Source organism: Caballeronia zhejiangensis (assembly GCF_022879815.1).
Taxonomy (GTDB): Bacteria; Pseudomonadota; Gammaproteobacteria; order Burkholderiales; family Burkholderiaceae; genus Caballeronia; species Caballeronia zhejiangensis.
This window is the reverse complement of record NZ_CP084283.1, coordinates 872,268-888,831: the sequence shown is the minus strand read 5'-3', so window position 1 is coordinate 888,831 and position 16,564 is coordinate 872,268. Positions and strand designations below refer to the sequence as shown.

General features: G+C 65.7%; 15 protein-coding genes. 7 read left to right on the top strand and 8 right to left on the bottom strand.

Annotation, left to right across the window (positions count from 1 at the left end):
- Positions 1-145: 145 nt before the first annotated feature.
- Together LDZ23_RS04200 and gluQRS are read left to right on the top strand one after the other, a co-directional pair.
- Complete coding sequence (locus tag LDZ23_RS04200; protein ID WP_244807851.1) at positions 146-1,009, top strand: sulfurtransferase; 864 nt, start codon at positions 146-148, stop codon at positions 1,007-1,009.
- On the top strand, positions 1,009-1,878 hold the full coding sequence (gluQRS, locus tag LDZ23_RS04195) for a tRNA glutamyl-Q(34) synthetase GluQRS (RefSeq protein WP_244807850.1): 870 nt from the start codon (positions 1,009-1,011) through the stop codon (positions 1,876-1,878). The genes LDZ23_RS04200 and gluQRS overlap by 1 nt, the downstream gene beginning before the upstream one ends.
- Before the next feature lie 55 nt (positions 1,879-1,933).
- Here gluQRS and LDZ23_RS04190 read toward each other — a convergent pair whose 3' ends face one another.
- Positions 1,934-3,415: a DEAD/DEAH box helicase gene (locus LDZ23_RS04190; RefSeq protein WP_034471240.1), complete on the bottom strand. Its 1,482-nt coding sequence runs from the start codon at positions 3,413-3,415 to the stop codon at positions 1,934-1,936.
- Between LDZ23_RS04190 and LDZ23_RS04185 the strand changes: the two genes are divergently transcribed.
- The gene (locus LDZ23_RS04185; protein WP_244807849.1) at positions 3,414-3,815 is read left to right on the top strand and encodes a hypothetical protein; all 402 of its coding nucleotides are present in this window, start codon (positions 3,414-3,416) and stop codon (positions 3,813-3,815) included. The genes LDZ23_RS04190 and LDZ23_RS04185 overlap by 2 nt on opposite strands.
- A 64-nt stretch (positions 3,816-3,879) precedes the next feature.
- Here LDZ23_RS04185 and LDZ23_RS04180 read toward each other — a convergent pair whose 3' ends face one another.
- From LDZ23_RS04180 to purT, 3 genes are read right to left on the bottom strand one after another with little or no spacing between them, the layout of a single operon-like run.
- A complete protein-coding gene (locus tag LDZ23_RS04180; RefSeq protein WP_244807848.1) occupies positions 3,880-4,236 on the bottom strand; it encodes an MliC family protein in 357 nt (118 codons plus the stop codon).
- A gap of 37 nt (positions 4,237-4,273) precedes the next feature.
- A complete protein-coding gene (locus LDZ23_RS04175; protein ID WP_308196654.1) occupies positions 4,274-4,429 on the bottom strand; it encodes a DUF6726 family protein in 156 nt (51 codons plus the stop codon).
- 44 nt (positions 4,430-4,473) lie between these two features.
- Positions 4,474-5,706, bottom strand: coding sequence for a formate-dependent phosphoribosylglycinamide formyltransferase (purT, locus tag LDZ23_RS04170; protein WP_008350653.1), 1,233 nt, complete (start codon positions 5,704-5,706; stop codon positions 4,474-4,476).
- Positions 5,707-5,963: 257 nt separating this feature from the next.
- On the opposite strand from purT, the gene LDZ23_RS04165 reads away from it, so the two are divergent.
- Positions 5,964-6,554, top strand: a complete 591-nt coding sequence (locus tag LDZ23_RS04165; RefSeq protein ID WP_244807847.1) for an META domain-containing protein — start codon at positions 5,964-5,966, stop codon at positions 6,552-6,554.
- Positions 6,555-6,697: 143 nt separating this feature from the next.
- Positions 6,698-10,270, top strand: coding sequence for a DNA translocase FtsK (locus tag LDZ23_RS04160; RefSeq protein ID WP_244807846.1), 3,573 nt, complete (start codon positions 6,698-6,700; stop codon positions 10,268-10,270).
- A gap of 17 nt (positions 10,271-10,287) precedes the next feature.
- Here LDZ23_RS04160 and LDZ23_RS04155 read toward each other — a convergent pair whose 3' ends face one another.
- From LDZ23_RS04155 to LDZ23_RS04145, 3 genes are all read right to left on the bottom strand, one after another.
- Entirely contained in the window at positions 10,288-11,340 is a 1,053-nt protein-coding gene (locus LDZ23_RS04155; protein ID WP_008350659.1) for a transporter, read from the bottom strand.
- An 85-nt stretch (positions 11,341-11,425) separates the two neighbouring features.
- Positions 11,426-11,989, bottom strand: coding sequence for a phospholipid:lipid A palmitoyltransferase (locus tag LDZ23_RS04150; protein ID WP_008350661.1), 564 nt, complete (start codon positions 11,987-11,989; stop codon positions 11,426-11,428).
- Positions 11,990-12,028: 39 nt separating this feature from the next.
- Complete coding sequence (locus LDZ23_RS04145) at positions 12,029-13,345, bottom strand: lactonase family protein (RefSeq protein WP_244807845.1); 1,317 nt, start codon at positions 13,343-13,345, stop codon at positions 12,029-12,031.
- Positions 13,346-13,522: 177 nt separating this feature from the next.
- Between LDZ23_RS04145 and LDZ23_RS04140 the strand changes: the two genes are divergently transcribed.
- Positions 13,523-13,675, top strand: a complete 153-nt coding sequence (locus LDZ23_RS04140) for a DUF3096 domain-containing protein (protein WP_008350665.1) — start codon at positions 13,523-13,525, stop codon at positions 13,673-13,675.
- Positions 13,676-13,826: 151 nt separating this feature from the next.
- Here LDZ23_RS04140 and LDZ23_RS04135 read toward each other — a convergent pair whose 3' ends face one another.
- Entirely contained in the window at positions 13,827-14,075 is a 249-nt protein-coding gene (locus LDZ23_RS04135; protein WP_033536686.1) for a hypothetical protein, read from the bottom strand.
- 451 nt (positions 14,076-14,526) lie between these two features.
- On the opposite strand from LDZ23_RS04135, the gene LDZ23_RS04130 reads away from it, so the two are divergent.
- Positions 14,527-16,401: a glycoside hydrolase family 15 protein gene (locus LDZ23_RS04130; protein ID WP_244807844.1), complete on the top strand. Its 1,875-nt coding sequence runs from the start codon at positions 14,527-14,529 to the stop codon at positions 16,399-16,401.
- The last annotated feature ends 163 nt before the right edge of the window (positions 16,402-16,564 follow it).

Genomic DNA, 16,564 nt, shown 5'->3' with positions numbered 1-16,564 from the left:
CCGGAATTGCGCGTGCGCAAGGCTTCGCGACGCGTCAGCGGGAATCCGGCAAAGATGCGGGCCGTTTGCGGGATAATACGTGTTTTGCGCGCGATTTTCGCCCGCACTTTTTACCCGTCACAGCCGTTTTGCGCGTCATCCGATCATGAGCATCCTGAATCTCTCCGCCTATAAATTCGTCACCATCGAAGACGGCCCCGCGTGGCGGCCGCTCGTCACCGAACGCTGCAACGCGCTCGGTCTGAAGGGCACGATTCTGCTGGCGCCGGAGGGCATCAATCTGTTCATCGCTGGGCCGGTCGCCGAGGTCCGCGAGTTCATCGACTACATCCGCACGGACGCGCTCTTCGGCGGCCGCTTCGCCGATCTGCAATTCAAGGAAAGCCTTTCCGCGAAGCAGCCGTTTCGCCGCATGCTGGTGAAGCTCAAGCGCGAAATCATCACGATGAAGAAGCCCGCGATCAGGCCGGAACTCGGCCGCGCGCCGTCCGTCGACGCGCCCACGCTCAAAGCCTGGCTCGACCGCGGCCACGACGACGAAGGCCGTCCTGTCGTGATGCTCGACACGCGCAACGCATTCGAGGTCGATGTCGGCACGTTCGACAACGCGCTCGACTACCGCATCACGAAGTTCAGCGAGTTTCCTGAAGTGATCGAGCAGAATCGGGCGGATCTGGACGGCAAGACGGTCGTGTCGTTCTGCACCGGCGGGATTCGCTGCGAGAAAGCCGCGATTCACATGAAGGAAGTGGGCATCGAGCATGTTTATCAGCTTGAAGGCGGCATTCTGAAGTATTTCGAGGAAGTCGGCGGCGCGCACTACAACGGCGAGTGCTTCGTGTTCGATTACCGCACGGCGCTCGATCCGAACCTGCAGCCGACCGCAACCGCACAATGTTTCGGCTGCCGCGCGGTGGTGTCGGTCGAAGATCAGCAGTCGCCGTTCTACAAGCCGGGCGAGGCGTGCCCGGCTTGCCATCCCGACGCGAAGGTCGGCGCCGCCGCGTAATGACTTATCGAGGACGATTTGCGCCCTCACCCACCGGCCCGCTGCATGCGGGCTCGCTCGTCAGCGCGCTCGCGAGTTTTCTCGATGCGCGCGCGCACGGCGGACGCTGGATCGTGCGCGTCGAAGATGTCGACGCACCGCGCACGGTTCCCGGCGCCGCCGATGAAATCCTCGCGACGCTCGAACACTTCGGCATGCACTCGGACGAGCCGCCCGTCTGGCAGAGCGCGCGCGGCGACGCGTATCGCGCCGCGTTCGAGCGTCTTCAGGCGACGGGTCTCATCTATCCGTGTGGTTGCACGCGCCGCGAAATCGCCGACTCGCTGGTGAACGCCCACGCGCGCCATGCGACGCTCGCCTATCCGGGAACGTGCCGCACCGGCCTGCACGGCAAGCCCGCGCGCGCGTGGCGGCTGCGCGTGCCGGACGGCGACGCGGCAGTCGTCAGGTTCGTCGACCGCTGGCAAGGCGCGCAGACGCAGGATCTCGCGACCGAAGTCGGCGATTTCGCGCTGAAACGCGCCGATGGACTGTGGGCCTATCAGCTCGCGGTCGTCGTCGACGATGCCGATGCCGGCATCACCCACGTCGTGCGCGGCGCCGACCTGCTCGATTCGACCGCGCGGCAAATCTACTTGCAGCAGTGCCTTGGCGTGCCGACGCCGGAATACCTGCATGTGCCTGTGGTCAACAACGGCATCGGCGAAAAGCTGAGCAAGCAGACGGGCGCGGCGCCGCTCGATCGCAACGCGCCGCTCGATGCGCTCGTCGAAGCGGCGCGGCATCTGGGCATCGAAGCGCCGGCCGCATCGCTGGAAACGTTCTACAGCGCCGCAACGGCGGAATGGGCGAAGCGTTTCGCGCGGTAGACGCAAAAAAGGCAGCCGCGCGGGCCGCCTTTTTCGATTCGAAGCGCAACGAAAATCACGACTTGCGCGGCATGCCCAGACCGCCGAGCAACGCCGCGAGCGGCTGCTTCGGCGCGCTCTTGCGCTCGGGCTCGACCGTTTCTTCCTGACGCTTCATCGCCGAGGGCGACGGCTCGTACGGCTTTAGGAAAAATTCGTCGATGGGCTGCTGACGGCCGCGCGGGCGATCGTGCGTGCCCGTCGTGCGGCGGCGCGGACCCGACTCGTCGCGCGGCGAATGCCGATGCTCCGTGCGCTCCGGTCGACCGAATCGCTCGTCACGACGCGGCGCCGATGCGTCGCGGCGCGCGCGAATCGTCACTTCGAGCGGCTCGACCTGGAGCGGACGCTTGATCAGCTTCTCGATGTCGGCGAGCTGCTTGCGCTCGTTCGCGCTGCACAGCGACAGCGCATCGCCCGATGCGCCCGCGCGCCCGGTCCGGCCGATGCGGTGCACGTAATCTTCCGCGTTGAACGGCAGATCGAAGTTGATGACCGCCGGCAATTCGGCGATATCGAGACCGCGCGCGGCGACGTCGGTGGCGACGAGCGCCTCGATCTCGCCGCGCTTGAACGCATCGAGCGCCTGCATGCGTTCGCTTTGCGAGCGGTCGCCGTGGATCGCCGTCGCGACGATGCCGTCCTTCTCCAGCACGCGCGCGAGGCGGCTCGCGCCGATCTTGCTATTGCAGAAAACGATCACCTGCTTCAGTTCGCGCTCGCGGATGAGCTGCGCGACCGCGCCGGATTTGTCGCTCTCGTGCACTTCGTAGACGATCTGGCGCACGTTCGCATTCGTCGAATTGCTGCGCGCGACTTCGATCGTCTGCGGATTGCGCAGATACGTGGACGCGAGCTTCTTGATTTCCGGCGAGAACGTCGCCGAGAACAGCAGCGTCTGACGTTCCTTCGGCAGCAGATTCAGGATGCGCTGGAGATCGGGCAGAAAGCCCATGTCCAGCATGCGATCGGCTTCGTCGAGCACGAGCATCTGAACCTGACCGAGATTCACCGTCTTCTGCTGAACGTGATCGAGCAGACGGCCCGGCGTCGCGATCAGGATCTCGACGCCACGGCGCAACGCGTCGGACTGCGGATTCATGTCGACGCCGCCGAACACGACCGTGCTGCGCAGCGGCGTGTGCTTCGAGTACGTCTGCACGTTGGCGGCGACCTGGTCAGCGAGCTCGCGCGTCGGCGTGAGCATCAGCGCGCGCACCGGATGACGCGCGGGCGAGGCGCTCGTGTTCGCGCTCGGCAAGAGCCGCTGGATGATGGGCAGCGAGAAACTCGCGGTCTTGCCGGTGCCGGTCTGCGCGGCGCCCATGACGTCGCGGCCCGCGAGGACGACGGGAATGGCCTGCGCCTGAATCGGCGTGGGCGTCGTGTAGCCGGACTCGCGCACCGCTTTCAGGATGTCGGCGGACAAACCGAACTGGTCGAACGTCGGCGCTGCGGCCGGTGCGGTGGACGTGTTCGTGGCGACGGAATCGGACATGGTGACTATATTGGCTTTCGCTAAAATGCCGCACGATGCGGCGCGCGTAAAAAACTCGGTCGGTTGTTTCGGTCGATCGTCGCGATCGGTTGCTTACGCGGATGGTTTCGTTGGTGCACGCGGCGCGTCGGTCAAGCGCAAGGTGCGCGCGCTGGACGGGGCGGCCGGTCAATCGAGCATCACGCCCCGCTCATTGCTCTGTTTCGATCCGCGTGCCGGCGTTCCGATGGAACACGGCTTCGATGACGCCTTCAAGGCACGCGGCATCGCGCGATCTGTCTTCCAAAGCGGCCGGGCGCTCGACGCCCAGTGCCCGCTCAAGCGGCATCGAACGGCGATGCCGGAAATTCTGGACCCGATCCGGCCGCGATTTTTACAGCCGGAAAGCCGCACATTGTAGCACCGCGCGCCGAAGCGCTCCGGCGGCGCGAGAGCGCACCCGGAGCGTACAGCAAGCGGCGCGCCTATTTCTTGCGCGCCCCGCAATCGGCGAGCAGCGGCGGCGAATCTTTCGCGGCCATCTCATCGTAGAGATTCGCCTCCGGGCCCTTGGTCCACCACGTATATTGATCGGCGACGTATTTCGCGCCCGATCCCGCGATCACGTTGACGAACAGGAGCTTACGTCCGTCGACGGTCAACGCCGCGAAGCTCTGATGGTTGCGCGTGTTCGTGTATTGAACGGACACGCTTTTGCCGTCCTTGCAGTCGTAGCGCGTGGTCTGCGTCGACGCGGTCTGGATCTGCGGCACGGTGAGCGGCATGGCGAGCGCCGCCTGGGCGCCGAGCAACGCGAGCATGATCGCAATCGGTTTTTTCATCGTTCGATTCACTTGTGTTTGGTGCGCGAGGCAGCGCTCAAGGGTCGATGACTTCCGCGCATGCGTCGGTCGGCGCGGCAGCGACATGCCCGACCACCGGCACGATTTTCAGTCCCGCCGACGCGATCCGGCACGGCGCCGCCGCAAGTCCGCAGCCCGAAAGCGCCACGCAGACCACGACGAGCGCGGACATCGGTTTCCATTTCACTTGCTCGCTCCCGCCGGCGCGCGCGCCGGTCATCTGGCCGAAACCGGCCTCACCTTCGACGCTGCGAGTTTCGCGCGTTCGCGCGCTTCGCCGGTGTCGGCGCCCGTTGCAAGCGCGACGCCCATGCGGCGCTTCACGAAACTTTCCGGCTTGCCGAAAAGCCGCAGATCCGCACCGGGCACGGCGAGCGCTTCGGCGACGCCCTCGAACGCGATGCCCGCTTCGTCCAGCCCGCCGTAGATCACCGCCGACGCGCCGGGCGCGCGCAAAGCGGTATCGACGGGCAAGCCGAGGATCGCGCGCGCGTGCAGTTCGAACTCGGAGAAACGTTGCGTCGCGAGCGTGACGAGGCCGGTGTCGTGCGGGCGCGGGCTCACTTCCGAGAACCAGACGTCGTCGCCGCGCACGAAGAGTTCGACGCCGAAGAGTCCGCGCCCGCCGAGCGCGGTCACGACCTTCGCGGCGACATCGCGCGATTTGGCGAGCGCGGCCGGACTCATCGCCTGCGGCTGCCACGACTCGACGTAATCGCCCGCGACCTGAACGTGACCGATCGGATCGCAGAAGTAAGTTTGCGTCTCGCCGCTCGCGGGGTCCGCCGCGCGCACGGTGAGCTGCGTGATCTCGTATTCGAAGTCGATGAAGCCCTCGACGATCACGCGCCCGTGATTCACGCGCCCGCCCGCCATCGCGTAGTTCCACGCGGGTTCGACGTCGGCGTCGCTTTTGAGCACCGACTGGCCTTTCCCCGACGACGACATCACCGGCTTCACGACGCACGGAAAGCCGATCTTCGCGATCGCCGCCTTCATCTCGTCGAGCGATTGCGCGAACGCGTACGGCGAAGTCGGCAAGCCCAGTTCTTCGGCCGCGAGCCGCCGGATGCCTTCGCGATTCATCGTGAGCTGCGTGGCGCGCGCCGTCGGGATGACGGTTGCGAGCCCGGCCGATTCGATATCGGCGAGCGCTTCGGTCGCGATCGCCTCGATCTCCGGCACGATCAGATGCGGCTGCTCCTTCTCGACGAGCGCGCGCAGCGCGGCGGCGTCGGTCATGTCGATCACGTGCGCGCGATGCGCGACCTGATGCCCCGGCGCGTTCGCGTACCGGTCCACCGCGATCACTTCGACGCCCAGCCGCTGCAATGCGATGATCACTTCCTTGCCGAGTTCGCCCGCGCCGAGCAGCATCACGCGCGTGGCATTGGGAGAAAGCGGCGTGCCGAGGCGCGTGGCGCCGGTGCGGCGTGGATCGGTCTGCATGAGTGCTCCAGAATCGGGTGGTGAGGTCAACGAGGCGCAAAGCGGCTGAATTGGGCGCGATGTTAACACGCAGCACCAGCGGCGACACTTTGCCGTTCGGCCTATTGACAGGCGAATGCGCGTCGGAATTCCCGGCGCGTTTCCGATCGATGGCAAGCTCCCGAAAGCGCAGCCAGGCATTTTGTTGCATCGCGGCGCTGGACAAATCACAGGACGCGTGCGATACCCTTACGCTTTCGCCAGCTTCAGGATCATCGATGCCCACGCACTTCCCTCGCGCGTCCGCGCTTACCTCGCCGCGCTCATCGTCAAATCCGCTGTGGCGCCGCAAGAAGGCGCTCGCGCTGGTCTCCCGCACGTGCGCGCTCGTGGTCGCGGCGAGCGTCGTCGCCGGCTGCGCGATGCCGAAGCACACCGATGCAAGCGCCCCGCCCACCGATCCCTATAATCCTGCCGCCACGCAACTGCTCGACGATACGCATTGGGCGCTCACGAGCTGGACCGATGCCAGCGGCCAGCCGCGCGCCGTCCCGCACGCGGGCGAGAACAACGCGCAGCCGCTCACGCTCGATTTCTCGACCGCGAACGGACGCCGTCAGGCGAGCGGCTTCTCGGGCTGCAACCGCTTTACGGGCGCCTACGAGCTGAAGAACGGCAAGCTCACGTTCGGTCCGCTCGCCGGCACGCGCATGGCGTGCGTGTCCGGCGCGGGCGCGGCGCTCGAGCGACCGTATCTCGACGCGCTCGCACACGTCGCGAAGAGCGGCGTGCAGATGAATCCGCCGCAAGCGCTGCAACTGACGCTCGACGACGGTCAGGTGCTCACCTTCGCGCCACGTGGGAAATGATGTGTTGCGTACTCGCGGCAGGAACGTCGTGCGCGTGCGCCAGCCGTTAAACTGCTCGATCGAACAGCCCGGCCGACCGGCGATCTCGTTGCGCCCGGGCAGCAGTCTCATTTGTTTCACCCAACATTGATTCAATCTCAAGCATGCACATGGTAGTTCTCGGCTGGTTCGGTGCATCGGTCGTCTGGTTCCTTCCGCTCTTCTGGCGCATCGTCAAACAGGCGCTGCCCGGCGGCGCAGGCGTGCGCGGCCCCGGCACGATCCGCCTCTGGATCGGGTTTGTCGCCGTGCTGATCGCGAGCAGCACGCTCGAAGGCGCGCTCGCAAACTCGCTCGAAACGCAGGCGAACATCAATCGCATCGGACTCGCGCTCGCCGCGGCGCTGAGCGGCCCGGCGCATCTGGCCGGCGCGGGCGCGATCGCGGCGCTCGTGCTCGCCATCTTTCTGCCCTGGCTGATCGAATTCAGCTGGCGCTCGGTGCTCGCATGGGCCGACGAAGCGTTCGGCTTCGGCCTGCCGCAAAGCTGGCTCACGCCCCACGAACGCGAAAGCGAGTCGCGGCAACAGTCGACGACCCGTGACAAGGCGCGCGACAAAACGCGTGACAAGACGGCGAACTGGTTCGAACGGCGCGCCCGCGCGAAGACCGCACGCGATTCGCAGGAACGCGCCCATCGCGCCGAGCGTTTCGATTCGCCGACGCCGCGCACCTTGCCCGACGAGCCGACGCTCGGTCTGCCGACCGGTCATCGCAGCACACGTTATCAGCGGCCGACGGCATGGCGCCCGCCCGCGACCGGCAAGAGCGGCGCGAGCCGCACGGTGGCGGCCGCCGCGAGCGCCGTCGCCACGGCCGAGGCGTACGCGAAACGCCCCGCCTTCGAGGCCGCAGGCGTCGCTCCTCCCGTGACGCAGACCGAGCCGATGGCGCCTTCGGGCTGGTTGAATTCGTCGCCATCGGCGGCGAATCGCGAGGCCCGCGCGCCGTTTGCGCCGCGTCAGGCGTCGGCGTTCGAGCCTTCCGGATCGGGCCTGCGCGCATCCGTCGCCGTCGACAAGCCGCGCGTCCAGACGCCGCCTCTAGCGCCGCGCGTGGATCGCCCGCGCAGTCCGGCGACATCGATGCCCGCGCAGCGATCGACGGGCGTGGCGAGCATGTCGACATCCGTCGCCACGAATCCCGGCGCGTCACGCCGGTCGCCTGTGACGCAAGCCCCGCAGGGCTTCAGGCGTCCCCCGGCGCGTCCGGCCGCAGCCGCCGCAGCCGTTTCGACGCGCGAGTTCGCGCCCTCGCCGCTCGCCGCGCCCGCGTTCTCGCGTCCTGCCGCGCCGCTCGGACCGCCGACGCCGCCGCCCGCGCCCGAAGCCATCCAGGCGGCGCTGCGCTCGATCGAAGAGAAGACCGCGATGTGGACGTCACTCGCGGGCGCGAGTCTCGCGCGCGGGCATGTGGCGATGGCGCGCGCCGCGCAGCCCGAAGTCCAGCCGGCCACCGACGTACCGGAGCTGGCGGCGCCCGTGAAAAGCATCGTCGAAACGGCGCCGGAAGTGACGCCGCTCGTGGACGTGCAGGAAATCGATGAACGCATCGATCCGCCGTCGATCGACGCGCACGTCATCGCGCCCGCGCTCGTCGAACCGCCCCCGCTTTTCGACATGCGTCTGCCCGAGCCGTCGATTCCCGAATTCGCGGCCTCCGAGCCCGACACGCCGCCCGCGATCGAAGCCGTCGAAGAGGAAGCGGAAGAAACTGCGATGCCGGAGCCGGCGCGCATCGATTTGCCGTCCGAACCGCCGCTGCCTCGCCCGGACGCAACGACGGCAGAACCCGCGCCTGTGGTCCGGGAGCGAGAACCCGAACCCGAGCCCGAGCCGGACCTGCGCGATCTTGCGCAAACGCCGCCTTGGCTGGACGCGCCCGAGCCCGCCGACGAGCAAGGCGAGCCCCCTCCCCCATCGCTGCTTCGAGTGGTCGATGAACCGGACGAAATGCCCGCCGAAGATGAACAACCGGTCGCCGAACAGCAGGCATCGGGCGACGAGTTCGCGACGCCGTCGAACATCGTGCGCTTTCCGGTGATCGCCGCCGCGCCCGTCGCGCCGCTGCCAGCGGTCGCCGCGCCCGCCGCTGCGCCCGTCGTGAATCAGCCGAGCCCGGCGCCCGAACCGCGCCCGCCGGTACGCGGTTCCGCGCCGACGGAATTCGAATTCCACGCGCCGCACGCATCGGCGGTGGAATTGCCGACGCTCGATCTGCTTGAACCCGCATCCGATGAAGTCGAGCCAGTCTCCGAGGAGCGTCTGAACGAAACCGGCCTGCTCATCGAGCAGCGCCTTCAGGAATTCAAGGTGCCGGTCACGGTCGTCGGCGCGTCGGCGGGTCCGGTCATCACGCGCTTCGAGGTCGAACCCGCGCTCGGCGTGCGCGGCAGCCAGATCGTCGGCTTGATGAAGGATTTGTCGCGCGGCCTCGGCCTTACGTCGATTCGCGTCGTCGAGACGATTCCCGGCAAGACCTGCATGGGCCTCGAACTGCCTAATCCGAAACGCCAGATGATCCGCCTTTCGGAGATCCTCGAAGACGACGTGTACCGCAACTCGAAGTCGAATCTGACGATCGCGATGGGCAAGGACATCATCGGCAATCCGGTCGTGACGGATCTCGCGAAGGCGCCGCACATGCTGGTCGCGGGCACGACGGGCTCGGGCAAGTCGGTCGCGATCAACGCGATGATCCTCTCGCTGCTCTACAAGGCGAAGCCCGAGGACGTGCGCCTCATCATGATCGACCCGAAGATGCTGGAGCTTTCCGTCTACGAAGGCATTCCGCATCTGCTCGCGCCCGTCGTCACCGACATGAAGCTCGCGTCGAACGCGCTCAACTGGTGCGTCGGCGAAATGGAAAAGCGTTACCGGCTGATGTCGGCGGTCGGCGTGCGCAATTTGCAGGGCTTCAACCAGAAAATCCGCAACACCGAAGCCGCCGGCAAGAAGCTCACGAACCCGTTCTCGCTCACGCCCGATGCGCCCGAGCCGCTCTCGACGCTGCCGCTCATCGTCGTGGTCATCGACGAACTCGCCGATCTGATGATGGTCGCGGGCAAGCAGATCGAGCAACTGATCGCGCGTCTCGCGCAAAAGGCGCGCGCGGCCGGCATCCATCTGATTCTCGCGACGCAGCGGCCATCGGTGGACGTCATCACCGGCCTCATCAAGGCGAATATTCCGACGCGCGTGGCGTTTCAGGTGTCATCCAAGATCGATTCGCGCACGATTCTCGACCAGATGGGCGCGGAATCGCTGCTCGGCGCGGGCGACATGCTGTTCCTGCCGCCCGGCACCGGCTATCCGCAGCGCGTGCACGGCGCGTTCGTCGCGGACGAGGAAGTGCATCGCGTGGTCGAACATCTGAAGCAGTTCGGCGAACCGGAGTACGAGGAAGGCATTCTGTCCGGACCGACGCCCGAAGGCGGCGGCACGCAGGATCTTTTCGGCGATTCGTCCGATGCCGAAGCCGATCCGCTCTACGACGAAGCTGTCGCATTCGTCGTGCGTACGCGGCGCGCGTCGATTTCGTCGGTGCAGCGGCAATTGCGCATCGGCTATAACCGCGCGGCGCGGCTCGTCGAGCAGATGGAAGCAGCAGGCCTCGTCTCGCCGATGGGCAGCAACGGCAACCGCGAAGTGCTCGCGCCGCCCGGCCCCGCCGAATAAGCGGCGCGCCTGAAGCGTTACCAGAGCCGCAAGCGGCGCAACAGAAAGATCGTGATGGCGGCGCAGCACGCCATCACGCCCACCACGATCCAGAACGACGCCGGATCTTTCGTGCCGGGCAAACCGGCCACGTTCATGCCGAAAATGCCGGTCACGAGCGTCGCGGGCAAGAGCAAGGCGGACATGATCGCGAGCCACAGCAGCTTGCGGTTGATGTCCTCCGAAAGCGCCGCGGCGATCTCGTCCTGCAACAGCTTCGCGCGTTCGTACAGCCCTTCCAGACCGCCGCCCAGGCCGTTCAGCACCTGGATCGCCTGCACGAGCGCTTCCATCGAACGCGGCTCGGCCCATTCGAGCTTGCGCAAGACGAGCTGCGTGAGCGCATTGCGCTCGGGATCGATGAAGCGCCGCACTTCCACGAGCCGCCGACGCACGTCGCCGAGCACGGAGCGGCACCTGGCGTGGCCGCCTTCGAGCACGCTTTCCTCGACATCGTCGAGACAGTCGCCGATTTCGTCGATGCGATCCGCGAAAGTGTCGTTCAGCGCGCGGATCAGGCCCGCGAAAAGATCGACGGTATCGCGGAACATCGCGCCTTCGAGCACGGCGTGACGCAGCCGGTCGGTCGATTGCAGCGGCCGCGCGCGCACCGTGATCATGCGATGCCGGTCGACGTAAAAGCGCAGCGCGCCGGTCGCGCGGTTCGCCTCGCGAGCATCGGGCGCGGTGGCGTCCGGCGTCTTCGCGACGAGCTCCAGGTCCGCGACGACGCCATACATGAAGTTCGATCCGATATGCACGCGCGGACGCTTGTCCTCGCCGTTCAGGAATTCGCGCGCGACGTCCGGCATCGACGTGACGCCTTCGAGCCAGCCTTCGACGGCGTCGTCGTTTGCGGACAGATGCAGCCACGTCGGGCCATCTCCGGCGACGGCTGCGCGCGCTTCGTCCCACGTCAGCCGCAACGCCTCGCCGCCCGCGAAGCTGAATGCGCTGATGAATCCCGGCGGCGCCGGTTCGTTGCGCTTCGCCGGGCGCTCGCGGGCGTCGAATGTATGAGTCGTGTTCAAGTTGCTTTCCCTGCTATTGCCTTTCGATTTCCTCAGTACACCTTTCAGTCGATGCGAAAGACAGGCGTATCAAAAAGGCATCGTACTAGAACTCGTAGCGGCCCCAGAAGAAGGCGACGTTCCCGTCGTTGAGACCGGGAATGTGCGGGATGATCGTCGCCATCACCGACGTGCTCCGGTAGCGGATCGAGCCGATCGGCAGCGCGAGCGGCAACGGCAGGTAATGCGCGATGTCGCTGCGCGCCGTGAAGCCGACGAAGAATCCGCCGCCCGCCTGCAATCCGCCGAGCACCGGCTTCGTATACCACTGGCGCGCGTAGCCGCCGATCGGCTCGAAATTGTGATGCGAATCGGAAAAGGCGAATGCGAACAGGATGTCTTCGTTACCGTTCGCGTCGGTCCAGTGCTTGCCCGCGCCGCCGCCCCACGACCACGGATTGAGTTCGCTGCGATTGTCGAAGCCGTTGATGTGCCAGCCGTAGCCCGTCACGTAAAGATCCCAGGTGCCTTCATGCGCGACGCGCATCACGCGCTGGCACGCCGACGACATCCAGTCGCGCTTGTAATCGCATTCCTTGTCGTCCGCGTGGGCCGCGCACGACACGCACAGCATCGAAATCGTGACTGCCTTGACCAGTGTTGTTTTCATCGTCCGCGCCCGGTCGTTTCAATCGCCGCGATCGACGCGTCACGAAGGCGATACGAACTTGAAATCGACCGGCGAGCCGATCGACAGCCGCTTCGGGTCCGACGCAAGCTCGCCCGTCTGCGGATCGCGGCGGAAGAAATACGCGCTGTCGCTCTCCTGATTGCCGACGATGAGCCAGCGTCCGGTCGGATCGATTGCGAATTCGCGCGGCGTCTTGCCGAGCGTCGGATAGCGCTTGACGAGCTTCAGATGGCCGTTCGCCGGATCGATCGAGAACTGCACGAGTTCGTTGGCGTCGCCGCGATTGGTCGCGTACAGGAAGCGCCCGTCGGGCGACAGATGAATCGCGCCGCCGCCGATCTTCCCTCTGAAACCCGGCGCGATCAGCGAGGCAGTCTGGATTTGCGTGAGCTTGCCGTCGCGGTAATCGAACGCGAGCACCGATGCGTTCAGCTCGGTCGTCAGATAAGCGTGCTTGCCGCTTGCGTCGAAGACCAGATGGCGCGGCCCGGAACCCGCCTTGATCGGTGTGTAGCGCGATTCGGTCGGACCCAGCAGACCGCGGCTCGATGCGGACGGATCGGCCGTGTACCGATAGGCGAACACCTTGTCGACGCCGAGATCCTGCGCGAAGAGATACTTGCCGTCGGGCGAGAACACGGTCGAGTGGACATGCGAATTGTCCTGCCGTCCTTTCACCGGACCGGCGCCTTCGTGATGCACCGTCAGCACCGAATTGCCGACGTGGCCATCGGAAGCCAGCGGAAACACCGCGAAGCTGCCGCCCGGATTGGACGCGACCGAATAGTTGGCTGTCAGCAGATATTTGCCGTCGGGCGATATCGCGAGATAGCACGGATCGTTGCCGTCGGATGACACGCGATTGAGAAAGCTCAACTGGCCGCTCGCGCGATCGAAGCGAAAGGCGCTGACGCCGCCGCGTTGCGTTGCCGGGCCGTTGTCGCCGGGCAATTCGTTCACTGCGTACACGTAATGGCGGTCGCGGCTCACGACGAGATACGACGGATTCACCGTCTGCGCCGACGCGATGCGGGACAGCTCGCCGCTGCCCGTGTCGAAACGATAGACATAGATGCCTTCGCTCTTGCCACCGCCCGTATAGGTGCCGATGACCAGATCGTAGACGTCGCCGCTGGCCGGTTTCGACGCGGCGACGTCGCTCGCGGTGCCCGGCGCGGCGGGCGTCGCGCCCGTTTGCGCGAAGGCCTGCGCCGCTGCAAACGAGAGCATCAGCGCGACGCCTTTCGCCCACGCGACGCGCCTGGCGCGCTTCGGGCGCGCGTCTTGCAAGACGTGCATCAGCGGATTCGCGCCGCAGGGTTGGCTCGGGTGCATGAAACCTCCTCTTCGTCTCTTTGATGCTTGTTATCGGGAGCGGCGCGCGAAACCGCCGACATCGCAAGGCCCAAGGACGTGCGGGAGCAAGTTCCGCTCCAAACGATGAAAACGACGATACACCTTTGCACGACCGGCCAACCGACACGATTCGAACCAACAACAGGAGTTGCCGCGATGACCATCCACCTAAGCCTCGCCCCGCTCGTCTCGCTGATCGCAGGGATCCTCATTCTCATCATGCCGCGGCTGCTGAACTTCATCGTCGCGATCTATCTGATCGTGATCGGGCTCATCGGCCTGTTCGGCATGGGATCGGCTCATTTCTGACGGGCGCGCGACTGTCGTTGTGACGCCGATTCCCGTCGGCGGTTCCGCGGACGCGCACGAACGCGCGAACGCACGCGTACGGAATGTCCGTGCGCGTGCGCAAAGTGTCACGAAAGAAGGACGCGCGGGCCTGCCGCGCGGATCGGCCGTGTCAGCCGTTGGCGAGCTGATCGAGACGCAGGCGTCCCTGCAGCGACAGCGCACCGACCGACACGCCGGTCACGCCGAACGTATAGCGGTTGAAACAGCCGCGCTCCGTAAGGAACGCGGCGGCGGCGTCCATCGCGTTGCGCGACAGGCCGAGGTTCTTGTGATCGAGCGCGAGGAGCATGTCGGCGTCCGATACGCGGCTCGCGGCGGAAAGAATGGCGATGCAGTCAGCTTTCGACGGATAGAGCATGGGATTCTGTTCCTCGAAAACGCTACGTTGAAAACCGGAAGAGACGTTGCGCGAAGCGACTGCATGACCCGCGCGCGAGACGACCGGGAACATGCTGAAAGACAAATGAAAGGCACGGAAAGTTTCCGCGCCCTGCTCGAAAAGGCCGCGGCGCAGATGCCTTTCACGGAGCTTCATTCTAAACATCAGTCGAAAGCAGAAGCAACGGTGCGTTCGGCGCTTCGCTAGTCATTTTCCGCCAACCGTGCGACACGTCCCGATGACGCCCGGCCCGGTTTCCTGCTCGCCGTGAACGATTGCGGCAGAATGCGGCCAGAAAGCATGCATGACGTCCGTCGCCCCGACCGCCGACGACGCCGCGTTTCGCTCGGGCGCTCGTCTCCCGAATCGTTTGCTCAACCCGCGGCGCGTTTCGATTCGGCCCGCGCCGCCTGCAGGAAGATGTTCGCTTATGCCCGCACTGATCGAAGACTATGCAATGGTCGGCGACGGCCACACCGCCGCCCTCGTTTCCCGCGACGGCTCCGTCGACTGGCTCTGTTGGCCGCGCTTCGATTCGGGCGCGTGCTTCGCCGCGCTGCTCGGCACGCCCGAGCACGGCCGATGGCTCCTCGCGCCCGACATGCCCGACGGCGAGTCGCCTGTCGTCAGCCGCCGCTATCGAGATGACACGCTGGTCCTCGAAACCGATTTCGAGACACCGCAAGGCGCGGTGACGATCGTCGATTTCATGCCGCTTCGCAACGGCCATTCGGAGCTGGTGCGTATCGTGATCGGACGCCGCGGCACGGTACGGATGAAGATGGAACTCGTGCTGCGCTTCGATTACGGCTCCGCGGTGCCGTGGGTCAGCCGCCTGCCCGACGACAGTGGCATCCGCGCGATCGCCGGGCCGGATCTCGCGGTGCTGCGCACGCCCGTCGATCTCGTCGGCGAGAACATGCACACGACCGCCTGCTTCGATGTGAGCGAGGGCGAGCGCGTGCCGTTCTCGCTGTGCTATTCGCAGTCGCATCTGCGCTTGCCGCACGCATCCGATCCGAATACGCAACTCGCGCGCACCGAAAATCACTGGCGCGAGTGGTCCGGGCAAAGCGAGCTCAACGGCCGCTGGGCGAGCGCGATCCGCCGCTCGCTCATCACGCTGAAGGCGCTCGCGTACGAGCCGACGGGCGGCATCGTCGCCGCGCCGACGACATCGCTGCCGGAACAGCTCGGCGGCACGCGCAACTGGGACTACCGATACTGCTGGCTGCGCGATGCGACCATCACCCTGCTCGCGATGATGCGCGGCGGCTACTACGACGAAGCCCGCGCATGGCGCGCGTGGCTGGGCCGCGTGATGGCGGGCTCGCCCGCGCAGATTCAGATCATGTACGGCATCGCGGGCGAGCGCCGCCTGCCCGAATGGGAGATCCCGTGGCTGCCGGGATACGAAGGCGCGGCGCCGGTGCGGATCGGCAACGGCGCGGTCGACCAGTTGCAGCTCGACGTCTACGGGGAAGTGATGAACGCGCTCCATCTCGCGCGCGTCGGCGGGCTGCAGAGCGATGAAACCGCGTGGTCGATCCAGTGCGCCATGCTGCAACACCTCGACACGATCTGGGAAGAACCCGACGAAGGCATCTGGGAAGTGCGTGGCGGCAAGCAACACTTCACGTTCTCGAAGGTGATGGCGTGGGTCGCGTACGACCGGGCGATCAAGTCGGCGGAAAGCTTCGACCTGCCCGGCCCGATCGATCACTGGCGGGAGATGCGTGCGCGCATCCGCGCCGAGGTGCTGAAGAAGAGCTGGAATCCGAAGCTCAACTCCTTTACGCAGGCTTATGGCAGCGACGCGCTCGATGCCAGCCTGCTACTCATTCCGTTGCTCGGATTTTTGCCGCCAAAAGATCCGCGAGTGACCGGAACCGTACATGCGATCGAGACCGATTTGACGCACGATGGGCTCGTCAAGCGCTACCACACCGCGGAAGTCGCGGACGGGCTGCCGCCCGGGGAAGGCACGTTTCTGGCTTGTAGCTTCTGGCTGGTCGACAATCTGGCGCTGCAGGGCCGGATCGACGAAGCGCATCAAATGTTCGAGCGCCTCGTCGGTCTCGCGAACGATGTCGGGTTGTTGGCCGAGGAGTACGACACGGTGGCGAAGCGCATGGTCGGGAATTTCCCGCAAGCCTTTACCCACGTGGCTCTCGTGCACACCGGGATGAACCTGATGCGTCACGAGGAAGAAATGGCGAAGGCGACCGGTCAGCCGTCCGGCTCGGAACATCACGCCGAATCTGAAGCGCAGGCCGAAATCGACGCTGCGGCGGGAGAGTCATAAATCTCTGTTTTATTGGCGAAATCAGTGTTTTGACGGTAATATTTGTGCAATGCACAAAAAGTATGATTGCAGGATGTGTTGTTTCCAGGCGAGCAATTTCAACCGATCGGTTGAATTGAACGTTTAATGCGCGGAAAATATTGCCTCGACTCAAGTTGCATTC